The 22,562-nt window shown below is 74.0% G+C and carries 20 protein-coding genes and 1 pseudogene; 9 read left to right on the top strand and 12 right to left on the bottom strand.

Going from position 1 to position 22,562, the window contains the following annotated elements; translation table 11 throughout:
* The 4 genes from ACIBM5_RS37150 to ACIBM5_RS37135 all read right to left on the bottom strand — a co-directional run bounded on the left by ACIBM5_RS37150 (position 1) and on the right by ACIBM5_RS37135 (position 3,319).
* Positions 1-1,182, bottom strand: a complete 1,182-nt coding sequence (locus ACIBM5_RS37150; protein ID WP_396011129.1) for an SIS domain-containing protein — start codon at positions 1,180-1,182, stop codon at positions 1-3.
* On the bottom strand, positions 1,179-1,364 hold the full coding sequence (locus ACIBM5_RS37145) for a Trm112 family protein (RefSeq protein ID WP_391586855.1): 186 nt from the start codon (positions 1,362-1,364) through the stop codon (positions 1,179-1,181). The genes ACIBM5_RS37150 and ACIBM5_RS37145 overlap by 4 nt, the downstream gene beginning before the upstream one ends.
* A gap of 104 nt (positions 1,365-1,468) precedes the next feature.
* Complete coding sequence (locus tag ACIBM5_RS37140; RefSeq protein WP_396011128.1) at positions 1,469-2,839, bottom strand: phosphomannomutase/phosphoglucomutase; 1,371 nt, start codon at positions 2,837-2,839, stop codon at positions 1,469-1,471.
* 105 nt (positions 2,840-2,944) lie between these two features.
* Complete coding sequence (locus ACIBM5_RS37135; RefSeq protein ID WP_396011126.1) at positions 2,945-3,319, bottom strand: DUF3499 domain-containing protein; 375 nt, start codon at positions 3,317-3,319, stop codon at positions 2,945-2,947.
* 265 nt (positions 3,320-3,584) lie between these two features.
* Between ACIBM5_RS37135 and ACIBM5_RS37130 the strand changes: the two genes are divergently transcribed.
* The gene (locus tag ACIBM5_RS37130; RefSeq protein WP_355545354.1) at positions 3,585-3,950 is read left to right on the top strand and encodes a metallopeptidase family protein; all 366 of its coding nucleotides are present in this window, start codon (positions 3,585-3,587) and stop codon (positions 3,948-3,950) included.
* 72 nt (positions 3,951-4,022) lie between these two features.
* On the opposite strand, the gene ACIBM5_RS37125 is transcribed toward ACIBM5_RS37130, so the two are convergent.
* From ACIBM5_RS37125 to ACIBM5_RS37115, 3 genes are all read right to left on the bottom strand, one after another.
* Complete coding sequence (locus ACIBM5_RS37125; protein ID WP_396011125.1) at positions 4,023-5,492, bottom strand: DUF5719 family protein; 1,470 nt, start codon at positions 5,490-5,492, stop codon at positions 4,023-4,025.
* The gene (locus tag ACIBM5_RS37120; protein ID WP_396011124.1) at positions 5,489-9,223 is read right to left on the bottom strand and encodes a glycosyltransferase; all 3,735 of its coding nucleotides are present in this window, start codon (positions 9,221-9,223) and stop codon (positions 5,489-5,491) included. The genes ACIBM5_RS37125 and ACIBM5_RS37120 overlap by 4 nt, the downstream gene beginning before the upstream one ends.
* Positions 9,224-9,369: 146 nt before the next feature.
* The gene (locus ACIBM5_RS37115) at positions 9,370-9,639 is read right to left on the bottom strand and encodes a WhiB family transcriptional regulator (protein ID WP_360323362.1); all 270 of its coding nucleotides are present in this window, start codon (positions 9,637-9,639) and stop codon (positions 9,370-9,372) included.
* Positions 9,640-10,481: 842 nt separating this feature from the next.
* On the opposite strand from ACIBM5_RS37115, the gene ACIBM5_RS37110 reads away from it, so the two are divergent.
* Both ACIBM5_RS37110 and ACIBM5_RS37105 read left to right on the top strand, forming a co-directional pair.
* Positions 10,482-11,045, top strand: a complete 564-nt coding sequence (locus ACIBM5_RS37110; protein WP_391586851.1) for a cysteine dioxygenase — start codon at positions 10,482-10,484, stop codon at positions 11,043-11,045.
* Positions 11,042-11,479: a rhodanese-like domain-containing protein gene (locus ACIBM5_RS37105; protein ID WP_396011123.1), complete on the top strand. Its 438-nt coding sequence runs from the start codon at positions 11,042-11,044 to the stop codon at positions 11,477-11,479. The genes ACIBM5_RS37110 and ACIBM5_RS37105 overlap by 4 nt, the downstream gene beginning before the upstream one ends.
* A 221-nt stretch (positions 11,480-11,700) precedes the next feature.
* Here the strand turns inward: ACIBM5_RS37105 and ACIBM5_RS37100 are convergent.
* Positions 11,701-12,816 (bottom strand): annotated as a pseudogene (locus ACIBM5_RS37100) (glycosyltransferase 87 family protein); the annotation flags it as partial.
* 113 nt (positions 12,817-12,929) lie between these two features.
* Between ACIBM5_RS37100 and ACIBM5_RS37095 the strand changes: the two are divergent.
* Positions 12,930-14,096, top strand: coding sequence for a molybdopterin-dependent oxidoreductase (locus tag ACIBM5_RS37095; protein WP_396011122.1), 1,167 nt, complete (start codon positions 12,930-12,932; stop codon positions 14,094-14,096).
* Entirely contained in the window at positions 14,093-14,557 is a 465-nt protein-coding gene (locus ACIBM5_RS37090) for a hypothetical protein (RefSeq protein ID WP_396011121.1), read from the top strand. Before ACIBM5_RS37095 ends, ACIBM5_RS37090 begins: the two co-directional genes overlap by 4 nt.
* Positions 14,558-14,804: 247 nt before the next feature.
* Here ACIBM5_RS37090 and ACIBM5_RS37085 read toward each other — a convergent pair whose 3' ends face one another.
* Genes ACIBM5_RS37085 through ACIBM5_RS37075 form a run of 3 tightly spaced genes read right to left on the bottom strand, consistent with a single transcriptional unit; the run spans position 14,805 to position 16,857 of the window.
* The gene (locus ACIBM5_RS37085; RefSeq protein ID WP_396011119.1) at positions 14,805-15,548 is read right to left on the bottom strand and encodes a class I SAM-dependent methyltransferase; all 744 of its coding nucleotides are present in this window, start codon (positions 15,546-15,548) and stop codon (positions 14,805-14,807) included.
* Positions 15,545-16,165, bottom strand: a complete 621-nt coding sequence (locus tag ACIBM5_RS37080) for a DUF2064 domain-containing protein (RefSeq protein ID WP_396011118.1) — start codon at positions 16,163-16,165, stop codon at positions 15,545-15,547. The genes ACIBM5_RS37085 and ACIBM5_RS37080 overlap by 4 nt, the downstream gene beginning before the upstream one ends.
* Complete coding sequence (locus ACIBM5_RS37075; protein WP_391586845.1) at positions 16,162-16,857, bottom strand: glycosyltransferase family 2 protein; 696 nt, start codon at positions 16,855-16,857, stop codon at positions 16,162-16,164. Before ACIBM5_RS37075 ends, ACIBM5_RS37080 begins: the two co-directional genes overlap by 4 nt.
* Positions 16,858-17,011: 154 nt before the next feature.
* On the opposite strand from ACIBM5_RS37075, the gene ACIBM5_RS37070 reads away from it, so the two are divergent.
* Positions 17,012-17,707: a response regulator transcription factor gene (locus tag ACIBM5_RS37070; RefSeq protein ID WP_396011116.1), complete on the top strand. Its 696-nt coding sequence runs from the start codon at positions 17,012-17,014 to the stop codon at positions 17,705-17,707.
* Complete coding sequence (locus tag ACIBM5_RS37065; RefSeq protein WP_396011115.1) at positions 17,704-18,816, top strand: sensor histidine kinase; 1,113 nt, start codon at positions 17,704-17,706, stop codon at positions 18,814-18,816. Before ACIBM5_RS37070 ends, ACIBM5_RS37065 begins: the two co-directional genes overlap by 4 nt.
* 51 nt (positions 18,817-18,867) lie before the next feature.
* Here the strand turns inward: ACIBM5_RS37065 and ACIBM5_RS37060 are convergent, their stop codons facing one another.
* Positions 18,868-19,863: an NAD-dependent epimerase/dehydratase family protein gene (locus ACIBM5_RS37060; RefSeq protein WP_396011114.1), complete on the bottom strand. Its 996-nt coding sequence runs from the start codon at positions 19,861-19,863 to the stop codon at positions 18,868-18,870.
* Positions 19,864-20,120: 257 nt separating this feature from the next.
* Here ACIBM5_RS37060 and cofD point away from each other — a divergent pair, with 257 nt between their 5' ends.
* Positions 20,121-21,083: a 2-phospho-L-lactate transferase gene (gene cofD, locus ACIBM5_RS37055; RefSeq protein WP_391586841.1), complete on the top strand. Its 963-nt coding sequence runs from the start codon at positions 20,121-20,123 to the stop codon at positions 21,081-21,083.
* Positions 21,083-22,417, top strand: coding sequence for a coenzyme F420-0:L-glutamate ligase (locus tag ACIBM5_RS37050; RefSeq protein ID WP_396011113.1), 1,335 nt, complete (start codon positions 21,083-21,085; stop codon positions 22,415-22,417). Before cofD ends, ACIBM5_RS37050 begins: the two co-directional genes overlap by 1 nt.
* Positions 22,418-22,562 lie beyond the last annotated feature (145 nt).

Here is a 22,562-nt window from a genome sequence, read left to right as displayed (position 1 = left end):
CTAGCGGGGACCACCTTCGGTCCAGGAGAACAGCCCCGGCAGGGCGGGGCCGACGCCGGTGCCCAGGGCCAGGTAGACGGCGGCGAAGTCGGTCACCGCGATCAGCTCGGCGAGCCGCTCCAGCGGGCTGCCGCCGCGGGCGCCGACCTCGCCGACGGCGGACTGGCCGAGCGCGCTCAGCGTGCGGCGGGCCCGGTCCAGCTGTGCCGCGGTGTCCGGGTCGTCGTGGTCGACGAGCAGCACCGGGTACATCCGCACCGGCTCGCTCTCGTCCACCCGGTCGCGGAAGAAGTCGTCGGGGTCCGCGGCGTCGGCTGCCTCGCCCGCGGTGAAGACCCGGTCCTGGTAGCGGCCCGCGGTGGGCAGCGCGCCGGACAACGCGGGGGTGGCGGCGACGCCGACGCACATCGTCGCGAACCGCTCGGCGGCCACGCCCGCGACGGTGCCCGCGCCCCAGATCACCGGGATGGTGCCGGCCATCGCGACGGCCAGCCCCTTGGCGGGGTTGACGTAGGCGTCGGCGGCGGGCCGGCAGCGGGTGCTCGCCTCGTCGAGGCGGTCGGCCATCGCGTCCACGCCCGCCAGTGCCTCGCCGGGGGTGAACGCACTCGCACCGGCCGCGCCGGTGAGCGCCAGGAGCGCGGTGAACAGCGGCCAGAACGCGGTCTGCGCGGCGAACGCGGTGTCGTCGGCGTAGCCGACCGCGCCGACCGGGACGGCGTCGACGGGAACCCGGACCACCACGCCCCGGGACTGCTGCGCGGCGGCCTCGAGCGGCGACCCGGCGGGGGTGGCCGCGGCCACCTGGCAGCCGCGGCGGTAGGCCTGGCCGGCCAGCTCGATCAAGCCGGGCTCGTCCCCTCGGCCGGCCAACAGCACGAGGTCCATCGGACCGGCCCAGCCGGGCAGCACGCCGCCCGCCGCGAGCACCAGGGGCAGGGCCGCGTCCGCGCCGGTGACCGCGCGCAGCGCATGGCCCAGCGGCCCGTACGCGGGCGCGGCCAGGATCACCGTGCGCGGTCGGTCCCGGGCCGCGATCGCGGCGGGCACGGCCTCGCGCGCGGCCTGCACGGCCCGGCGCACCTGTGCCCCGGCACCGGCCAGGGCGCGCAGCGTGTCCGCCGCGTCGGCCCGGGCGATGCCGTCCTGGTCGTCCAGCAGGCCCTCGTCGAGGATGTTCATGCCCGCGCGGTACCGGGCCGGCGGGCCTCGTCCGCGAGCAACACCGGAATGTCGTCGACGACCGGGTACACCAGCCCGCACGCGGAGTTGTCGCAGGCCAGCGCGGCGTCCCCGTCCCGGTGCAGCGAGGCGTGGCAGACCGGGCAGGTCAGGATCGCCAACTGCGACGGTTCCAGATTCACGACATCTCCCACTTTTCCGACCGCGCGCGCCGATTCGTACATATCAGTTCCGATTCGGCGCGGCGGCCGTCCGATTGAACCCATCACATTACCGAGCCGACCGGTCAACCCCGGACGAGTCCCAGCACCTCGTCCCGGATGGCGATCATGGTCGGCTCGTCGTCGGCCTCGACATTCAGGCGCAACAGCGGCTCGGTGTTGGAGGCGCGCAGGTTGAACCACCACCGGTCGGCCACCACGGTCATCCCGTCCAGGTCGTCCACGGTGACGGTGGGCCGGCCCTCGAAGGCGGCCCGCACCTTCGCGGTGGCCGCCGCCTGGTCGGTGACCTCGCTGTTGATCTCGCCGGATGCCGGGTAGCGGTCGTACTCGCTCGCGAACTCGGACAGCGGCAACCCCTGCCCGCCGAGCGCCGCGAGCACGTGGATGGCGGCCAGCATGCCGGTGTCGGCACGCCAGAAGTCGCGGAAGTAGTAGTGCGCCGAGTGCTCGCCGCCGAAGATCGCGTCGGTCTTCGCCATCTCGCCCTTGATGAACGAGTGGCCCACCCGGGTACGCACCGCCCGGCCGCCGTGCTCGGCGACGATCTCCGGAACGGCGCGCGAGGTGATCAGGTTGTGGATGACCACCGGCGCGTCCTCGCCGTTCGCCCTGGCCCGGGCGATCTCGCGGACCGCGACCAGCGCGGTGACCGCGGACGGCGAGACCGGGTCGCCGTGCTCGTCGACCACGAAGCAGCGGTCGGCGTCGCCGTCGAAGGCCAGGCCCAGGTCGGCGCCGCTCTTGCGGACCTCGGCCTGGAGGTCGACCAGGTTCTTCGGGTCCAGCGGGTTGGCCTCGTGGTTGGGGAACGAGCCGTCCAGCTCGAAGTACAGCGGGACGATCTCCAGCGGCAGCCCGCTCGCGGCGCCCAGCACGCTGGGCACGGTGTGTCCGCCCATGCCGTTGCCCGCGTCCACGACCACCTTGAGCGGGCGGATGCCGGTCAGGTCGACCAAGCCCAACAGGTGCGCGGCGTAGTCGGCCAGCACGTCGTGCTCGGTGATCGTGCCCGGTTCGCCGGTGTATTCGGGCACGCCCGCCTCGGCGAGCGCGCGGATGTCCGCCAGACCGCTGTCCTGGCCGATCGGGGCGGCGCCCGCGCGGCACATCTTGATCCCGTTGTACTGCGCGGGATTGTGGCTGGCGGTGAACATCGCGCCGGGAAGGTTCAGGCTGCCACTGGCGAAGTAGAGCTCGTCGGTGGAGGCCAGGCCGATCAGCGTGACGTCCGCGCCCTGGCTTGCGGCGCCGGCGGCGAACGCGCCGGACAACTCCGGCGAGGACGGGCGCATGTCCCAGCCGATCACGATCGCATCGGCCTCGGTGACCCGTACGAACGCCGCGCCCAGTGCCCGCGCGGTGTCGGCGTCCAATTGGTCGGGGACCACGCCCCGCACGTCGTACGCCTTCACGATCTGGGAGAGGTCACGCACCCGAAGACTCCACTCGCTCGGCCGCGGTCCCGAAACGCCGCGGCAATGGCCCTGACCGTCGACCCCTGCCCCGCGGACGACGCATCAGACCCTATCGGCCGGCGGTCAGCTCTCGGGTGAGCGCAGAACGCGCAGGTGGCCGCGTCGACCGGCCTCGGGTCGGCCGTCCCGGTCCGGCGGTTCGGGCGCCGGCCGCGGGGGCTGCGGCGGGCGGGCGGCCTCGCGCACGGCGTTGGCCAGCGCCTCCAGGTCGTCACTGCTGGGCTTGCCCGCGCTCGGATCCGGCGCGAGGCGCACGACATCCCAGCCACGCGGCGCGGTCAGCCGCTCCGAGTGCTCGGCGCACAGGTCGTAGCAATGGGGCTCGGCGTAGGTCGCGAGAGGGCCCAGGACGGCCGTGGAGTCCGCGTAGACGTACGTCAACGTGGCGACTGCGGTTCGGCCGCAGGCGGTCCGCGAACAGCGACGTACAGGGCTCACGACGATGGACGGTACCGCAAGCGGACCGAACCCGCGTCGTATCCGGGTGCGGTGTGACTCACGTGTCGCTCCTCACAGGGTGCGGGCGACGTCTCGCACCGCCGTTCGGCCCCCGGCGCGCACCCGAACCGGGGCCGCGTGGACCGATCCGGATCCGGCCGTCAGGCCCTAAGCTCGTCCCGTGCACAACGAGCACTCGGTCCCCTCTTCTCCTCGTGAGCGTGACCGGCGGCGCCGTAGTCGGCGCGACCGGCACGGCCGCGGCATGCGCGGCCCGCTCGCCCCGCCCCCCGTGCCGATCGCGCTCACCCGCGCGCAGCGGTTCGACGACCTCGCCGCCGATGTCGTCGAACGGCTCGCCAAGCGCTGGCCGCAATTGGAGGAGGTCCGCTTCGCGGTCCTGGACGTGCCCGAGGCCGAGACGGCGGTGAACGGCGACGAGGCGGTGGCGCTGGGCCGGCTGGTGCCGGCGACCAAGGGCGTCCCGGCGACGATCATCCTGTACCGCCGCCCGCTGGAGCTGCGCGCGGAGGGCCGGACCGAGCTGGAGATGCTGGTCAACGACGTGCTCGTGGAGCAGGTCGCCGATCTGCTGGGGATGGATCCGGACACCATCGACCCCGACGACTGAGCGGCCCGCGACGCAGCGGCCCGGGTCCCCTTCGCGGGGCCCGGGCCGTGTCGTTTCCGTCGCGCCGCGGCGCTACTTCTGCGGGACCAGCAGGGACAGGTCCTCGTGCGCGTTGGGCACCACGACGGTTTCCACGGTCGGCACGAACGGCTGCACCGTGAACGCCGCGGCCTTGCCCATCGTCTCGGTGATCGTGCGTGCCGCGTGCACCGGCTGCGAGCCCGGCTGTGCCTCGGCGATCACCGCGAACCGGGCGGCGCCGGCGGGCACCGGAGCGGGCACCTGGACCGTGGTGCCGGCGGGTACCTCCACGTCCGCGGACACCGGCTCGCCCTTGTCGCCGATCGAGGTGAGCTTGACCTTGGCCGGGCCCTTGGGCGCGGTGAGCGAGATCGTGGTCGCGACCGCGCCGCCGGAGCGGTTCTCGGCGACCACCGCGCGCCCGGTGAGTTCGGGGCCGGCGGCCAGGAAGGCCACCTCCGCGTCCGCTCCGCTGCCCTGCACCACCCGGACGCCGGCGATGATGTCCGCGCGCCCGGCGGTCAGCCGCAGCGCGCCCGCGTCACCCCGGGTAACCGGGCCGAGGTCGACCACCGTCAGCTTGTTGCCCTTGACCTCGGTGCTCTCGTGCTCGACCGGCCTGAAGGTGTTCACCTTGCCGGCCACGGACACCTGGACGTCGGTGCTCTCACCGCTCGGCGAGAGCAACATCAGCTGCACGTTGCCCGCCTCGCCGGCGATCGCGGGCAGGCCGGCGATCACCAGGTTGCGGCCCGGGGCCCCGGCCGAGGGCAGCCAGTCGGTGCCCACCGCGCCCTCCTGGTCCCGGATCGCCGCGCCGACCCGGCCGGTGCGGGCGATCACGTGCACCGCCACGCCCGGGAAGACCGCGCTCGGGTTGAGCGTGCGCAGCATCAGCGGCAGCGTCGCGCCCGGTGCCAGGGTCAGCCCGCGGCCCGCCTCGGCGTCGATCGGGCCGTTCGGTCCGAACAGTTCCACGTCGACGACGGCCGGCGTGTCCTTGCTGTTGGACAGGTACAGGTAGGCGTCGCGGTTCTCCGCGGTGGAGGTACCCACGAACCAGCGGTCGGTGGTCGGCGCCTCGCAGGCCACACCGGCCAGGCCGCGGCCGGCACCGCTGGGCACGCGGGTGACCGCGCCGGCCGAGAAGCCCGGCGCGAACGCCCCGGCGGCGTTGCCCACGAGCGGCGGGACGTCGACGTTGTCCACGCCGAAGCTCGCGAGCTTGCCCGGGGCCTCGATCCTGGTGCGCACCTTGGTCCGGTCGCCGAGGTCGACGATGCTCGCCTCCCCGCCGCCCGCCGTGTTCGCCGCGGGCGGGGTCAGCGCGCTGATCGCCGTCGAACTGCCGGGAAGCTCCCGGATGTTCGGGCAGCTCAGCTCGGCCTGTTGCATCGGCACCCGACTCGCCGCCGGCGGCGGCGCGGCCTTGCTCTCGGTCGGGCGGGTCACGATCGCCAGGCCGACGACCGCGGCCAGCAGCGCGACGACGACGGCCAGGGAGAGGGTGGTGCGCTTCACGGGCGATCTCCCTGCGAGGGCGGCGGCCACGGTTGGTCACCCGGGCTCGGCTCGGGTGGCCATCCGCCGCCGTCCGGGTAGGCGTTCGGGTCGTACTGCGGCGCGGGCACCACGTTGCCGTACTCGTCGTGGACGGGGTGCTGCGGCTGGGGCGGGACCCAGCCGTAGGAGCCGGCCGCGTCCGATCCCTCCGGGGCGCCCGGCGGGGCCGCGGCGCCCTGGTCGTACTGGTAGCCCTGGTAGTCCGGGTAGCCCTGGTACTCCTGCCCGTAGCCCTGCTGCGGGTACTGCTCGTAGGCCGGCGTCGCGGCGCCGTCGTAGGACGCCCCGTTCCAGGCCTCCACCGGCACCGGCGACTCGGCCGGGTCGGTGCGCTGTTCGGGGAAGCCGAACGCGTCCGGGGCGCCGGCGGCCGAAGCGACCGGTACCGCCTCCGGGGCCGGCGCCGACTCCTCCGCCTCGGCCTTGGCCCGGCGGGCGCGTCGCCCGGTGCCCTCGCCGACGGCGGGGGCCGGACCGGCGCTGTCCGGCAGGTCGTCGTCGGTGCCGCGCCTGCGGGCGGGCAGCGCCATGACGAACACGACGAACACCAGGACGCCCTGGACGAGCAGCCAGATGCCGTGTCCGCCGGACGTGTGGGTGAGTTCGAGCCGGCCCGCCTCGGGGCGCAGTTCGAAGCCCTGCGCCCAGCCGTCCAGCGTGCGGGCGGTCAACTTCTTCCCGCCCTGGGTGGCCTGCCATCCCGAGTCGGCGCGTTCCGCGAGCCGCAGGATCCGACCCTGCGGGCCGGCCTCGATCCGGGTGGACACGCCCGCACGGGTGGAGGGGATCGCCACGCTGCGACCGTCGGGGTCGACGATCAGCGCGCGGCCGACCGGGTATTGCAGGCGCCACAGGGTCGCGCCCTGGGTGGCGCCGACCCGGGCCAGGCCCGGCGTGCCGTCGAGACGGGCGGTCAACTCACTGCCCACCGGGGGCTTGAGCTGGACGAACTCGATGCCGTACGGGGCGAGCATGCTCGCGGTCGCGCCGCCGCCACCGGAGAGCAGTTTGCCCAGGAACGCGTCGAACTGTCGGTAGGTGGACGCCTTGGGCGCCAACTCGGCGTCGCCGAGCACCGGGCCCGCGCCGCGCACGACCGTGTAGGTGACGTTGCCCGGTTCGGGCGACGTCAGCACCAGGGTGCGCGGGTGCCTCGACCCGGTGGCCTCCTCGGCCACGAACGCGGGCACCACGACCGGGTCGCGCCGCTCCAGCGGCCCGTTCGCGCCCTGCCACAGCCAGACCCCGGCCGCCGCGAGCGGGGTGACCCCGGCCACCACGGCCAACACCACCGCGGTGGGCTGCCGCCAGCCGAAGCTGCCGGCCGCGACCCGGGTCCGGGCGTCCTCGGCGCCGACCATCGCGGCGGCGACGTAGCCGAGCGCGATCAGCACCACGGCCGCGCCGGGCCAGGCGGGCGCCTTGTCGCCGGTGGCCTCGACGGTGAGTTCGACGTGGCTGACCACGACCGCGAGGACCAGGCCGACCACGGCCACTGCCCACGCGCCCAGCACCGCCGTGCGACGCGAATCGCGCAACAGCGCGGCCAGCGCCGCCAGGAGCAGTGCACCGGTGAGCCACATCGGCAGCGTCCCGGGACCGCCCGGGTCCAGGAGCAGCAGACCGACCGGGCTGGTGCCCTTCTCGGCCAGCGCGTCGCCGGCCAACCCGGGTTCGGTCAAAAACAGCGTGGGCTTGCCCGCCAGGGCCAGGGTCCACGGGCCGAGCAGTACGAGCGGGGTGCCGAGCACGACACCGATCCGCACCAGCAGGCCCATCCCCGGACGCGGGCCGAGCAGTCCGGCGAAGGACGCCCCGACGGCGATCAGCGCGAGCAGCAGCACCGCGAGCCACAACAGCGGGGTGAACGCCGCCGCGACGGCCAGGGCCAGACCGGTGGCCCAGGCCGCGCGCATGGACGGCTTCAGGTCGCCGGCACCGAGCACCTGGGCAGCGCCGCGCGCGACCACGGGAGCCAGCACGAGCGCGACCGCGGTGCCGATCCGGCCGGAGGCGATCGCGCCGGTGGCCACGGGGGTCAGCGCGTACACGGCCGCGCCCCACACCCGTACGCCGGGCGCGGACACCAGGCGGCGTGCGCACAGGTAGGCGCTGATCCCGGCGAACGGGACGCTGCCGATCAGCAGCACCGCGACCGCGGTGCCGGCCTTGCCCAGCAGCAGGGTCGCGAACGCGGCCAGCGCCCCGACGTAGGGCGGTGCGCTCGCCGCCTCGCCGAAGCCGACGCCGTGCCACGTGTCGCGGTAGCGGTGCCACAGGTCCGCCGCGCCCTCGGGCGGGGGCAGCAGGGCGCCGCCGAACAGGCTGCCGCCGCCGAGCAACGAGCGGGCGGCGAACAGGGTGATCAGGATGAGTGCGACGGCCAGCGAGAGCCCGGGGCGGCGCATCAGCATGCGCAGCTTGACGAAGCTCTCCGTGTCGAGCGACTCGGCGTCCTCGTCGACCGGGCCCGATTCCGCGCTGCTGTGTCGACCGGACCGGGTCTCCGGCTCCTCGCTTCGCCGCAGGTTGCCCAGCAGACCCTCGGCGGCGTGCCGCACGGTGGCGGCGCGGCTGGGGAACAGGTCGCCCAGGTCCTTGTCGGACGTGGTGCGGGTGCGGGCCCGGGCGCGGCGTGCGGACAGGAACGCACCGGGACGCAGCAACACCGTCATGGTGCCGAGCAGTTCGTCCAGGGCCATGCCGGGCAACTTGCCGAGCAGGTAGCCCAGGCTGCGGAACAGGCCACCGAACAACAGCCGGAACCACAGCAGCGGCCAGCCGGCGCCGGTGGTGTTGGCCAGCAGGGTGAAGGCGGCCCCCGCCCGGTCCACCCGGTGTGGGCGGTTCGCCGCGACGTCGATCGGCCGGCGCTCGCGCGTGGCCGCCTCGGCGTGCTGCACCACCGCGTCCGGCACGATCACCACGCGGTGGCCGGCGGCGTTGACCCGCCAGCCGAAGTCGGTGTCGTCGCGCGAGAGCGGCAGGCGCGGGTCGAAGCCGCCCAGGCCCTCCCACACGTCGCGGCGTACCAGCATGCCCGCGCTGGAGACCGAGAGCACGCCGCGGACCGCGTCGTGCTGGCCCTGGTCCTGTTCGCGGCGCTCCAGGCCGGTCCAGCGCCGGCCGCTGCCGGTGAGCGTGGTGCCGACTTCGAGGAGTTGCCTGCGGTCGTACCAACTGCGCACCTTGGGACCGAGCACGGCCGCGGAGGGCAGTTCGTCGGCGGCACGCAGCAGCAGGTGCAGCGCGTCGGGTGCGGGCTCGCTGTCGTCGTGCAGGAGCCACAGCCACTCGACCGGTTCGGTCGACCGCGGCGGGCGGTCCTGATCGGTGTCGCCGTACGGGTCCGACGCGTCGTACGCGTCGATCCGGTAGGGCAGGGACGCGGGGTCGAGGTGCGGCGCGGCACGCAGGGCTTCACTCACGGCGGCACCGAACGCGGTCCGTCGCTCGGCATGCAGCACCGAGCCCTGACCGAGCGCGTCCTCCAGCAGACCGGCCGAGGCGTCGGTACTGCCGGTGTCGACCGCGACGACGCGCTGGACCGGGCGCTCCTGACCGAGCAGGCCGGTCAGAGTGCCGGGCAACCAGCGTGCCCCGTCGTGGGCGACGAGGATCGCGGTGACGATGTGCCGTGGAAAAGCCGGAGCTTGCGCGTATGCCGACTGATGGCTGAAAAGTGACATCGAGTGCGGGGACCCCGGGGGGCTCGAAGCGGCGTGGTACCAGCGGTCCGGCATCCGGCCGAACGGCCAACACACTACGCGACGGGCAACCCGCGCCCGCTCTGCTCGGGTCGGGGCCTCGGCCGGCGACCGTCAGCGGGCGACGGTCAGACGGCCGCCTTCTTGAGCCGGCGCCGTTCGCGCTCGGACAGTCCGCCCCAGATCCCGAAGCGCTCGTCGTTGGCCAGCGCGTATTCCAGGCACTCGTCGCGCACCTCGCACGCCAGGCAGACCTTCTTGGCCTCCCGCGTCGAGCCGCCCTTCTCCGGGAAGAAGGACTCGGGGTCGGTCTGCGCGCACAGTGCGCGCTCCTGCCAACCGAGCTCCTCCTCCTCGCTCTCGCCGTCGGCGACCAGTAGCTGGAACAGCTCGCCCATCGCGTGCCTCCTCGACCCGTTTTTGCGTCCCCGTGATTAAGCCGTTACCGGTAACGGTTCACGACGTGTGTGAAATTACAAGCGCGTCGTTGCTGCGACGTCAAGCCGGGCTCTGCTATTAGGGCGGGGATTCACTCCCCGGGACCACAGCAATCCGGATTGACCACATAAATGGACAGATCCGGACAAGGACTGCGTTGCGCGATCGCCTCGACGTTCCGGGCGGGGAGCGTACCGGCGGGAGGCGCGACGACATTCGATGCCAACCCGTGATGACCTCTGCAATGGACTACGCCTCACACCGTCCGCGCAGTTCCCGGGACGGGCCCGAAAACCGCGATGATGACCGAGGTCACATGTCGGGGTCGCTCGTCGAGGTCGCCCGAAAATGGGCCTCCCCGTGCCCCGCGGGCTTCAATCCCTTCCCCGGATTCCTCACCCGAATCGGGCAGCGGGCATCCGATTCGGTGACGACCGGCGCCCGGCGGACCGTGGCGAGTTGACACGGCCACCCCGTAGACGGTCTTCTTTTCCCATGTCCGCACGCTGCAGCCGGTACCGGAGTCGTCCTGTCGACGTCCGTCGGGTGTTCAGCGCGCTGTGTCCGCCGTGCGACCACGTGTACAGCTGTTGTCCGGGCTGTATCGCCTGAGGACGCCTTTCGGCAGTCCTCCGCGCAAGCGGCGGCACTCTTTTCCCCCTTTTATCGGCACGGCCGTCTCATTCGGCCGATTGTCCGTTCGGGTTGCTGTCGGCCGCTCGCGTGTTCGCTTTCGATCCGCCGCGTTCGCCTGATCCGCCGCGCCAGCCATATCGCGCAGACATCCCGAAGGACTTTCCCTATGTCCAGCGACATCACCGTCGCCGGCGACCCGCTCGCCGCCCCCGCCGTGCTCGCCCTTCCCGCCGCTCCCCCCGTGCGTCCGGCCGTCGCCCGGCTCGCCGCGCTCGCCCGGCAGCATGCCGGCCGGGTGGCGACCGAACTCGACCAGGTCCGCTACGACCCGATCTCCCGCTGGTACAAGCGGCTCGCCGCGACCGAGGACATGGAGGTCTGGCTGCTGAGCTGGCTGCCCGGCCAGGGCACCGGGCTGCACGATCACGGCGGCTCGTCCGGCGTGTTCACCGTGGTCTCGGGCGAACTGCACGAGCGCTCCCTGGTGGTCACCCCGCTGCGTCGGGCCGGTGCCCGCGAACGGGTGCTCACCGCCGGCGCGACCCGCGTATTCGGGCCGACCTACGTGCACGAGGTGACCAACATGGGCACCGAGCCGGCGATCAGCGTGCATGTGTACACCCCTCGGCTGGACTCGATGAACCTCTACGACGCCGGCGAGAACATCGCGCGGCCGAGCTTCGAGCCGCTGCGCCGGGTCGGCGTCGAGCGTTCGGGAGACCAGTGGTGAGCGCCGTCGACCGACTTCTGGACCAGGCCCGGGCCAGGCTCGTGCGGGTGACCCCCGAGCAGGCGCACGCCGCGTTCCACGACGGCGCGGTGCTGGTGGACACCCGACCCGACTTCCAGCGCGACGCCGACGGCGCGATCCCGGGCGCGTTGGTGATCGAACGCAATCACCTGGAATGGCGCTTCGATCCCGAGGGCGAGGCGCGGCTGCCCGAGGCCACCGGCTACGACCTGCGCGTGGTCGTGTTGTGCGACGAGGGCTACGCGTCCAGTCTCGCCGCGGCGTCGCTGGTGGACCTGGGGCTGTCCGAGGCGACCGACCTGATCGGCGGCTTCCAGGCCTGGAAGGCGGCGGGCCTGCCGGTGGTGCCGTCCGCGGGCCGCAGCCGTCGGCAGAGCGCCGCGCCGAGCACGAGCAGCAGCGCCGCGCCGTAGCCGAGTTGGTGGGTGGCCCGGACCTGCCCGGCGCTCAACTCCAGCCCCCAGGTGAGGTACAGGGCATATCCCGCCGGCCCGAGCGCGAGCCATTCCGGGCGTCGCCCGTCCAGCGCCACGAGCGCGACCACGAGCAGCGTGTACCAGGGGTAGGCCGGGGTCAGCACGAACAGCATGCCGCCGGTCAGCGTGAGTGCGGCCCGCCACGGGCGATCCGGGTCGGCGCGGGCCGCCACCACGACGGCGAGCACGATCAGCACGAGCACGCCCGCGTACGGCGTGAGGCCGGTCGGCAGCACCAGGCCGAGCAGGCCGAAGCGCGCGCCGTCGTCGTAGCGTTCCTCCTCCAGGTAGCCGGGCAGATAGCCGAGCACGGCGGGCCCGACCGCGAGCACGTGCGGCAGGTAGACCAGCAGCACGGTGAGCCCGGCCGAGCCGAGCAGCCGCACCGGCGCCCGACGCAGGCCGCCGACCAGGGCCGCGGCGGGGAACATCTTGGTCGCGACGGCGCCGCCGAGCAGCACGCCGCCCAGGATCGGCCGGCGGCCGGCGATCGCGGCCACGCCGAGCACCATGAGCAGCACGCCCAGCACGTCCACGTGCGCGTTGTTGCCCGCCTCCAGCGCGACCATCGGACACCAGGCCCACCACACCGCGTGCCTGGGGTCGCGGCCGAACCGGCGCAGCACCACGAGCAGCGCGACGGTCACCAGGATCGCCAGCAACGCGGCGGCGGCCTGGACCGGTTCGCGCCGGCCGGACGGGGTGACGGCGTGCACGAGCCAGTAGTAGCCCTCGGCCACCGGCGGATAAATGGTGTGCACCTCGGGCCGGTTGATCCGGGTGCACGAGCCGTCGGGCAGCGGGTGCCTGAACCAACCGGTGCACTCGCCCTTCGGGAACAGCCAGTCGTCGCGGAAGCCGGCCACCTCCGGATCGGCCGGCGCGTGCGCGTAGGGCGAGCGGCCCGCCGCCTGGACCCGCCCGTCGAACGCGTAGCGGTAGGCGTCGTCGCTGGTCCGCGGCGGCGCGCCGGCGGCCAGTACGGGCAGCGCGACCGCCCCGACCAGGATCAGCACCACCGCCCGACGCACCGGCAGCCGCCGCACGAGGAAGGCGGCCGGCACGAACAGCGCCCAGGCGGCGCCATACACGACGTACACGCCGGCGCTGCCGGGGTGCGTCCACGGGCCGTGCACCGCGTAGCCGACGGCGCCGGCGAGGGCGAGTCCGGTGGTGGTGGCCGCGATGGTGAGTGTGGTGGTGAGTGCGGTGCGGGCGGGTGGCGTTCCGGTGCCGGAGGGCTCCGTGCCCGGGGGCTCCGTGCTGGGTGACATGGCGTGAGTCTGGCCGCGGTGGTGTCGTTTTCGGGGCATCCCGGGCCGACCGTCAGCACTCCGTAAGGCGGTCAATGAGGGCCGGCGGCGGGTTTTCGGCGTTGGCTGGACGCATGAAGCTCGACATCCGCTTGCCGGATCCACCTGCCGCTCTGCGGCGCGGTCCCCTCCGAGCCGGCGCGTTCCGCGGCGCACTGCACGATCCGCGTACGGTCGTGGCGGTCGGCCGGTTGCTCGGCCTCGCCTTCCTGATCTGTTTCCTGACCGGTCTGTTCAGTCATCTCCTGCAACATCAGCCGCACTGGCTCGCGCTGCCGTCCCGGCCGGTGTGGGGGTATCGGGTCACCCAGGGGCTGCACGTGGCGATCGGGATCGCGGCGGTGCCGCTGCTCCTGGTGAAGCTGTGGGTGGTCTATCCGCGGCTGTTCGCCTGGCCGCCGGCGAGGTCCGTCGGGCACGCGCTGGAGCGGTTGTCCATCGCGGTGCTGATGATGGCGGCGATCTTCGAACTGGTCACCGGGCTGCTGAACGTCGTGCAGTGGTACCCGTGGCCGTTCCCGTTCGTGCCGGCGCACTACTGGATCGGGTGGGTGGCGGGCGGGGCGGTCACGCTGCACGTCGCGGTGAAACTGCCGCTGATCGTGGCGCACTGGCGGCGTCCCCGCGGTACGCCGGCCGCGGTCGAAGGGCCGAGCCGCCGCGGGCTGTTCACCGTGCTCGGCGCCGGAGTGGGCGTGGTCACGCTGGCCACGGTGGGGCAGACGGTGACTCCGCTGGGGCGGGTCTCGGTGCTGGCGCCGCGGCGGGCGGACATCGGCCCACAGGGCCTGCCGGTGAACCGAACGGCGGCCGCGGCGGGCGTGTTGACGGCGGTCCGCGATCCGGCGTGGCGGCTGGAGGTGCTCGGGCCGCGCCCGTTCGCGCTGACCCGGGCCGAGCTGTCGGCGATGCCGCAGCACGAGGCCACCCTGCCGATCACGTGCGTCGAGGGGTGGAGTGCGTCGGCGCACTGGTCGGGGGTGCGGATCCGGGACCTGATGGCGCGGGCGGGCGCGCCGCCGGGCGCCCGGCTGCGGGTGTTCTCGCACGAGCGATTCAGTCCGTACTCGGTGATGGACATGCCGGACGAGTGGGCCCGCGACTCGCTGACCCTGCTGGCGCTGATGCTGGACGGCGCGCCGCTGGCCGAGGACCACGGGTACCCGGCCCGGATCATCGCGCCGAACCGGCCGGGCGTGCTCCAGACGAAGTGGGTCACCCGGATGGAGGTGCTGGGATGAGTACGGCGATCGCGCCCGAGCCGGTCGCGCCACGAACCGGGCCGGTGATGCGTGCCGTTCGGCTCGTGCTGGGCGCCGCCGGGTCGGCCGGCATCGGGTGGGGCGTGGCCGGCGCCTGGGACGACCCGTTCCTGACCGAGCGGGTGGGTCTGGCCGAGTGGCTGATCGGCGGACTGCTGCTGCACGACGCGGTGTTCGCGGTCGTGGTGTTCGCGGTCGGTGCGACGGCGATGCGGCTGCGGCGCGGCCCGGCGCCATGGGTGCGGCGAACCGTGCTGGGCGGCCTGGCGGTGGGCGTGGCGGGCACGCTGATCGCCCTCCCGGCACTGCTGCGCCCGCTGCCTACGCAGAACCCGTCGGTGTTGCCGCTGGACTACGGACGGGGATTGGCCATCGTGTGGGCGGCGGTGTGGGTGGGGGTGGGGGTCGTATTGGTGGTGCGGGGGCGGCGGGGCAAGTAAAGGGGCGGGCGCGCGAGCACGCCGACACGGGCGCGGCCCCGGTGTCGGCGCCGTAGCGGCTGTGCAGCCCGGCGCGGTACGACCGACCCGACCGTGGCCGCGTAGCGGACAGGCAGCCGGTCGGGGTCGGGCAGCCAACACGCAGCGGCCGACCCGACCCGACCCACCGGGCGCTCCGCGCCCCGGTGACCTCGACACGCGCCGGGTCCGCGCGGCCGATGTGCGTCAAACCCCGAATCAGCCCCGGTCAGGCCCGGGACAACGCGGCGAAGGTGCGGCTCGGGCCGGCCCAGGCGTCGGTCATGGTGAAGCGGTGGGCGTGGGCGAGGGTGCGTAGCGCGGGAGTGCCGACGCGGGCCCAGCGGAAGGCGCTGCTCCGGCCGCCGCGGTCGTTTTCGACGCGGGCGGCGAAGCGTTCGTGTACGTCCTGCGGGTCGGTCTCCACCACGAGCAGGCCGCCGGGGGCCAGCAGGCCGTGGACGCGGTCGAGCAGCCGGCCCGGATCGCCGCCGATGCCGATGTTGCCGTCGGCGAGGAGGGCGGCGGCCCAGCGGCCCTCACCGGGCAGTGGCTCGAATACCGAGCGGCACAGCGCGGTGGCCCCGGCGGCCAGGGCCCGGGCGACGGCGGCCGGCACCGGGTCGACACCGAGGGCGGCCACCCCTCGGCGACCGAGTGCCGCGGCCAGCCGACCCGGGCCGCAGCCGATGTCCAGGGTGGGGCCGGTACAGCGGGCCAGCATGGTGTCGTCGGCGGCGTCCGGTTCGGCGCACCAGCGGGAGAGTTCCAGGCGTTGCCGGCGGCGGCCGTGTCGGCGCAGGTACAGCGCTCCCCCGTCGCGCAGCGCGATCGTGTACGGGTCGGCCGGAACGCCCGCGGCGAGTTCGGCCCGAGCACCCGGCGCGAGGTCCGCCGCAGCGCCGGGCGTAAGTTCGGCCGGAGCGCCCGGGGCAAGGTCGGTCGGGTGGTCGGGGTCGCGGACCAGGGTCATGCGTACACCTCGCCGCCGAGCAGCGCACGGGCCACGCCGGCGCAGTGGGTGCCCGGGATGTCGCGGGTGACGGCGGCCAGGTCGGCGACCGTGTCGATGTCGGTGAGCGTGGGCAGGTCGCGTACGGTCAGCCCGGCGGCGAGCAGTCGGGCCCGCTGGATCGCGCCGGTCCGCGGCATCGACATCGGCACCCCGGGAAACACCGACGGGTCGGGCTCGCGCAGTGCGATCGCCCAGAACCCGCCGTCGGTCGCCGGACCGAACCACGCGTCGGCGGCCGACCAGTCCACGGTCAGCAATTCGGGCGTGATCTGTGGGGTGTCCATGCCGACCAGCAGGGTCGGCCCGGTACAGCCGGCGAACGCGGCGGCCAGGCGCAGGTCGAGGCCGCCGGCCCCCTGCGGCACCACGTCGAAGCCGGCCGGCAACCACGGCCCGGGTTCGCCGGCGAGCACCAGGACGCGGCGGTGCGCGGGCGTGGCGAGTACGGCCGCGAGCGTGTCGGTGAGCGCGGCCTCGGCCACCGCCGCGGCCTGGTCCGCGGTCAGCGGCGGGGTCAGCCGGGTCTTGACCCGACCGGGCAGCGGCGCCTTGGCGATCACCACGAGGGTGCTCATGCGGGCCGCCCCGCACGGGCGAGCACGGCGCTCATGTCCCGGACCGCGGTGACCGTGCCCCGGACCGTGCCGGTGACCTTGGAGCGACCGGAGCGGGGCAGGTAGCGCACGTCCACCTCGGCGATCCGCCAACCGGCGTCGGCGGCGCGCACCACGGTCTCCAGCGGGTAGCCGGAGCGGCGGTCCGCGACCGCCAGCGCGAGCAGTTCGGCGCGCCGGGCGGCCCGCATCGGCCCCAGGTCGTGCAGCCGCGCACCGGTGCGCCGGCGCAGGCGGCGGGCCAGCACCAGGTTGGCCAGGCGTGCGTGCGGCGGCCACGCGCCGAGGGTCTGCGGGCGGCGGCGACCGAGCACCAGGTCCGCGCCGCCGGCGAGCACGGGGCCGGCCACCTCGGGCAGCTGCCCGGGGTCCAGCGACGCGTCGCAGTCGCAGAAGCACACGATCGGCGCGGTCGCCGCGAGCAGCCCGGCGTGACAGGCCGCGCCGAAGCCGCGGCGCTCCTCGGCCACCACGCGGGCGCCGAGCGACCGGGCCAGTTCGGCCGAGCCGTCGCGCGAGCCGTTGTCCACGACGATGGGGCGATATCCGGCCGGCATCCGGGCGAGCACCCACGGGAGCGCGTCGGCCTCGTCGAGGCACGGCAGCACGACGTCCACAAGATGCTCGGCGGGATGCGCTGAAGAGGCGTCCATGCGGCTCACGCTAGGTATGCGCGGGCCGCATACCCAGGCTTGACGTGCTTACGGAGTGCTGACGTCGCGGCGATACGGCCGTGTGGGTTACGGCCCCCTTACGGATCGACCTCCCGCCGGAATCGTCCCTCTTCGCGCACCTACACTCGCCGGCATGAAGGTGCTCGTCGTCGACGACGACCCGACCGTGGCCGAGGTCGTCGTCGGTTATCTCGAACGCGCGGGGTTCAGTACGGCACACGCCGCCGACGGGCCCACCGCGCTCGATCTGGCGTTCGCCGAGATGCCCGATCTGGTGGTGCTCGACCTGATGTTGCCGGGCATGGACGGGCTGGACGTCTGCCGACGGTTGCGCGAGCGCGGCCCGGTGCCGGTGGTGATGCTGACCGCGCTGGGCGACGAGGGCGACCGGGTGCTCGGCCTCGAGGTCGGCGCGGACGACTACGTCACCAAGCCGTTCAGCCCCCGGGAACTCGTCCTGCGGGTGCAGTCCGTGCTGCGCCGGGTCGCGGTGCCGGCTCCGCCGTCGCCGGTGCCCTCGGTGCTGCGGCACGCGGACCTGGAGATGAATGTCGCCGCCCACCGGGTGCTTCGCGCCGGCCGTGAACTCTCGCTCACCGCACGAGAGTTCGACCTGCTGGGCTTCTTCCTCGGCAATCCGGGCCGGGCCTTTTCCCGGGACGAGCTGATGCGCCGGGTCTGGGGCTGGGAGTTCGGCGACCAGTCCACGGTGACCGTGCATGTACGGCGGCTGCGGGAGAAGATCGAGGACGACCCGGCCGCGCCCCGGCTCCTGGTGACCGTGTGGGGCGTGGGCTACCGGCTGGAGGTCGAACCCGAGTGCCCGTGAAGGATTTTGCGCTGATCTGCCTGATCGCGGCGGGCAGCGGGCTCGGGGTCACCCTGCTCGGCCTGCTCGGCCTGCGCGCGCTGCGCAATCGTTCGCTCTCGGTCGCCTTGGCCGCGATGTCGGTGGTGACCATAGCCGGCATGGCCGCGGGTACGGTCGGGGTCTCCCAGGCGATGCTGCTCTCCTCGCACGACCTGACCGTGGTGATGGTGGTCTGCGCGGTCTCGGCTGTGCTCGCGATCGGCGTGGCGATGCTGCTCGGCCGCCCGGTGGTGGCCGACGTCCGAGCCCTGCGCGGCACCGCGCGAGCACTCGGCGGCGGCCCGCCCGGACCGCCGCGCCGAGTCTCCGCCGTGGTGGAACTTGCGGAGCTGGGACGCGAGTTGGAGCGGGCCGGCGTACAACTGAGCGAATCCCGGGAGCGCGAGCGGGCGGTCGAGCACGCCCGACGCGAGCTGATCGCGTGGATCTCGCACGACCTGCGCACGCCGCTCGCGGGTCTGCGGGCGATGGCCGAAGCGCTGGAGGACGGGCTGCCGGAGGATCCGGCGCGCTATCACCGGCGGATCAGGACCGAGGTGGATCGGCTCAGCGGGATGGTGGACGACCTGTTCGAGTTGTCCCGGATCCAGGCGGGCGCCCTGAAGCTGACCCTGGCCCGGGTCTCGCTCTACGACCTGGTGGCGGACGCGATGGCCGGTACCGAGGAATTGGCCCGATCCTGCTCGGTCCGGGTGGCGGGCGAGGACATCGTCGCGGTGCCGGTCCGGGTGGACGGCCGCGAGATGTCCCGGGCGATCACGAACCTCCTGGTCAACGCGATCCGGCACACCCCCTCGGACGGCACGGTCGCGGTCGGGGTGAGCACCGCCGAGGGCGAGGTCGTGGTCTCGGTCACCGACGCGTGCGGCGGCATCCCGGAGGAGGACCTCCCCCGAGTCTTCGACACCGGCTGGCGCGGCACCCACGCCCGCACCCCGGCCCCCGGCGGCGGCGCGGGACTGGGCCTGGCCATCGTCCGCGGCATCGTCGAGGCCCACTCGGGCCGAGTCGGCGTGGCGAACACGGGAATGGGCTGCCGCTTCGAGGTGAGGCTGCCGGCGGGGTGAGGTGTCGGTGCGTCGGGGGCGACACCGGCGGTTCGCGACGGCCGTCGGGGGTCATGCCTGGGCGAACTCCGCCATGCCGTGCGTGAATTCGATCGTGGCCTGCCAGCCGAGTTCGCTCTCCAGGCGGCCGGCCGAGGCGGTGATGTGCCGGACGTCGCCCAGGCGGTATTCGGCCGTCGTGATCGGAGCCGGGCCGGCGTGCGCCTCGGACAGGGCCCTGGCCATTTCGCCCACCGTGTGCGGGACGCCGGTGGCGACGTTGTAGGCGCGAAAGCCGTGGCCGGAGCGGTCCAGCGCGGCCAGATTGGCGGTGGCCACGTCGCGGACGTGGACGAAGTCGCGGCGTTGACCGCCGTCTTCGTACACCCGCGGGGGCAGACCGGCACGCAGCATCGAGCGGAAGATCGCGGCGACGCCGGCGTACGGGGTGTCCAGCGGCATCCTCGGGCCGTAGACGTTGTGGTAGCGCAGCGCCGTGGCCACGCCGCCGGTGGCCCGGGCCCAGGCGCTCGCCAGGTGCTCCTGGGCGAGCTTGGTCGCGGCGTACACGTTGCGCGGGTCGGGCGCCGCCTCCTCGCAGATCCGGCCGGGCGTCACCGCCCGCCCGCACAGCGGGCAGGGCGGCTCGAAGCGGCCGGCCATCAGCGCCTCGACCGGCCGCGGACCCGGCACCACCTCGCCGTGCTCGGCGCAGTGGCCCAGCCCCTCGCCGTAGACGACCATCGAACTCGCCAGCACCAGGCGGCCGATACCCGCCCGTGCCATGGCGGCGAGCAGCACCGCGGTGCCCAGGTCGTTGCAGCCGACGTAGTCCGGCGCATCGTTCAGGTCCAGGCCCAAGCCGACCTTGGCGGCCTGATGGCAGACCGCGTCGATCCCGACCAACGCCCGGTCCACGACCGCCGGATCACGCACATCGCCCTGTACCGCGTCCACGTCCTCGACCGGCACCAGGTCGAGCACCCGCACTTCGTGTCCGGCTTCGGTCAGGCATTCGACGACGTGCGTTCCGATGAACCCGGCGCCGCCGGTAACCAGGATTCTCATACCCCGACGCTAGGCCGACGCCGACCCCCCGACCCCCCGACCCACGCCGACGTCACCCTTCCGTAAGACCTACTCCCCCAGGCGCCACCCTTCGCCCACCTCGACACAGCTCATCCCACTCCCACGACTCCGGCCCAGCACCCGGCCTGCCCCCGGTGGTCGACGCGCGCCGCGCGGAGAGCGCGGAGCCGCAAAAAAGTGGCCCCTCGCGAGCCGGCGCCGAAGGCGCCCGACAAGCAGCCTGCGAGACTGATCCCATGCGCATCGTTGTACTTGCCGGCGGCATCGGTGGGGCCCGGTTCTTGCGGGGTCTCAAGGCGGCCGTTCCGGAAGCGGAGATCACCGTCGTCGGCAACACCGGGGACGACATCCACCTGTTCGGGCTCAAGGTGTGCCCGGACCTCGACACCGTCATGTACACGCTCGGCGACGGCATCAACGAGGAGCAGGGCTGGGGGCGCCGCGAGGAGTCCTGGAGCATTCGCGAGGAGATGGCCGCGTACGGCGTCGAACCGACCTGGTTCGGGCTGGGCGACCGGGACTACGCGACGCACATCGTGCGGACCCAGATGCTCGGCGCCGGCTACCCGTTGTCGGCGGTCACCGAGGCGCTGTGCGCGCGGTGGCAGCCCGGTGTACGACTCGTCCCGATGAGCGACGACCGGGTCGAGACGCACGTGGTGATCGACGATCCCGACAAGCCCGGCACCCGCAAGGCGATCCACTTCCAGGAATACTGGGTGCGGCTTCGCGCCGCGCCGACCGCGCACGCGATCGTGCCGGTGGGCATCGAGACGGCCAAGCCCGCGCCCGGCGTCCTGGAGTCGATCGCCGAGGCCGACCTGATCCTGTTCCCGCCGTCCAATCCCGTGGTCAGCATCGGCACCATCCTGGGCGTGCCCGGGATCCGCGAGGCGCTGGTGGCCGCGGAGGCACCGGTGATCGGGTTGTCGCCGATCATCGGCGGCGCACCCGTACGCGGGATGGCCGACCGGGTCCTGGAGGCGGTCGGCGTCGAGACGAGCGCCGCGGCCGTCGCCCAGCACTACGGACCGGGGCTGTTGGACGGCTGGCTCGTGGACACCGCGGACGCGGACACGGTGCTCACCGTCGAGGCGGCCGGCATCCCGTGCCGGGCGATCCCGTTGCTGATGACCGACGTCGAGGCCACCGCCGAGATGGCCCGCGCCGCGCTCGCACTCGCGGACGAGGTGCGCTGATGGGGGCTCCGCCGCGCGGCTACTCGGTGTTCGGGGTGCCCGGGCTGCCCGAGATCGGCGAGGGCGCCGACCTGGGCCGGCTGATCGCGGACGCGGCGGCGGGGCCGGACGGCCCCGGCCTGCTCGACGGGGACGTGCTCGTGGTGACCTCGAAGATCCTCAGCAAGGCCGAGGGTCGGTTGTTGCGCGGGGTCGATCGGGAGAAGGTGATCGACACCGAGACGGTCCGCCTGGTCGCGCGCAAGGGCCGCACCCGGATCGTGGAGACCCGGCACGGATTCGTGATGGCGGCGGCGGGCGTGGACGCGTCCAACACGCAACCCGGCACCCTGCTGCTGCTTCCGGAGGACTCGGACGCCTCGGCCCGCAGGTTGCGCGCGGCACTGGCCGAGCAGGCCGGCGTCCGGGTGGGCGTCGTCGTGTCGGACACCTTCGGCCGGCCCTGGCGTACCGGGGTCACCGATGTGGCGATCGGCGTGGCGGGGCTGGACGCGATGGACGACCACCGGGGCCGGATCGACACGCACGGCAACGAACTCGCGGTCACCGTCACCGCGGTGGTGGACGAACTCGCGAGCGCGGCCGAGCTGGTCAAGGGCAAGGCGGGCGCGGTCCCGGTGGCGATCGTGCGCGGCCTGGGGCATCTGGTCACCGACGCGGACGGCGCCGGGGTACGTCCGCTGGTGCGCGGCGCCGAGGACGACATGTTCCGGCTCGGCACCCAGGAGGCGGTCGGCGAGGGCGCCCGGAACGCGATCACCGCGCGGCGCACGGTGCGCGCGTTCACCGACGAGCCGGTGGATCCGGACGCGGTGCGTCGCGCGGTGGCCGCCGCGATCACCGCACCGGCCCCGCACCACACCGTGCCGTGGCGGTTCGTGCTCCTGGAGAGCGCGCCGGCCCGGACCGCGCTGCTGGACGCGATGCGTGAGGCGTGGGTGGCGGATCTGCGGGCGGACGGCCTGGACGAGGAGCGCATCGCGCAGCGGGTCAAGCGTGGCGACGTGTTGCGCGGCGCGCCGTATCTGGTGGTGCCGTGCCTGGTCACCGACGGCGCGCACACCTACCCCGATCCGGTGCGGATGCGGGCCGAGCGGGAGATGTTCACCGTCGCGGCGGGCGCCGCCGTGCAGAACCTGCTGATCGCGCTGACTGCGGAGGGCCTGGGGTCCGCGTGGGTGTCGTCGACGATGTTCTGTCCCGACGTGGTACGCGCCGCACTCGCGCTGCCCGCCGACTGGGACCCGATGGGTGCCGTCGCGGTGGGCCGGCCGGCCGAGCCGCCTCGTGAGCGTCCGGCCCGCGCGGCGGACGATGTGATCGTGGTGCGCTGAGCGGCGCGCGAACAGAACGAAGGGGTGGGGGGGGGGGGGGGGGCGGGGTGGGGGGGGGGGGGCGGGGCCGGGGGGGGGGGGGGGGGCCCCCGCGGGGGGGGGGGGGGGGGGGGGGGGCGGGGGCGCCCCCCCGCGCGCGGCCGGG

The sequence above is a fragment of the Embleya sp. NPDC050493 genome, from assembly GCF_044458105.1.
GTDB lineage: Bacteria > Actinomycetota > Actinomycetes > Streptomycetales > Streptomycetaceae > Embleya.
This window is presented reverse-complemented; position numbering and strand designations above follow the sequence as displayed.